At 34.4% G+C, this 736-nt stretch carries 1 protein-coding gene; it reads right to left on the bottom strand.

Going from position 1 to position 736, the window contains the following annotated elements; genetic code table 11:
* Positions 1–736: restriction endonuclease subunit S (locus DWX84_RS21070; RefSeq protein WP_370449842.1), on the bottom strand; the 736-nt coding region annotated here is incomplete at both ends.

The following is a 736-nucleotide window of genomic DNA, read 5'->3' on the forward strand; positions in this document are numbered from 1 at the left end:
TAAATCAGAATTTACCGATACTTGACCATTCATCAAAAGCGGCAATAGTTCGTCACGCTGCATAGCCAATGAATCTATTTGTTGATAGTTATTTACAATCATTTGGTAGATACTTCCAATCTTCTCATCAAATAGTTTCAGAATATTTCTTGTTGGTATGGGCAATAAGATATTCTTGATTGTATTTTGAGAAATATTATCCCTTGCGGAACCCGTACTGAGTGTAATAAAATGGCTATATAACGATGATATATGGAAGTACACATAGTATAACATATTTTCTATTGTAGGGATAATGCCACAAACGGCTTGATTAGAACAAGCTTCGAATGTTAGCAAGCTAACTTTACCTGCTGTTGCGCCATACATTGCGACCAATATACTGTTGCTTGGATATAACTTTGCACTTGAATTTTCTAATCCACATTTTGTAATATAATTGGTAGTCTTAGTGATTATAGGACTATTCAGTTCCCCACTGTTTATCCAAGCTATTTCTCCGTTGTTGTAGTATTCTATATTTGTTGATTTGGGTGTACCTCCTGAATATGTGGTAGCAAAATCTTTTATTAAAGATATATTCCATCCTTTTGGAATCTCTCGCTTCAACTTTTTATTCCAAACCATTTCCCCACCACTTGATTTATAAGGCTTCCCTTCTTCATTCGGAAAATCAAATTGCACAAACCAATAGTCGTAAAGTTGTTTCGCCATTGCCGTTAAATTCTGATTTATC

It is taken from the genome of Parabacteroides sp. AF21-43, assembly GCF_003635435.1.
In the GTDB taxonomy this organism is placed as follows: Bacteria; Bacteroidota; Bacteroidia; order Bacteroidales; family Tannerellaceae; genus Parabacteroides; species Parabacteroides distasonis.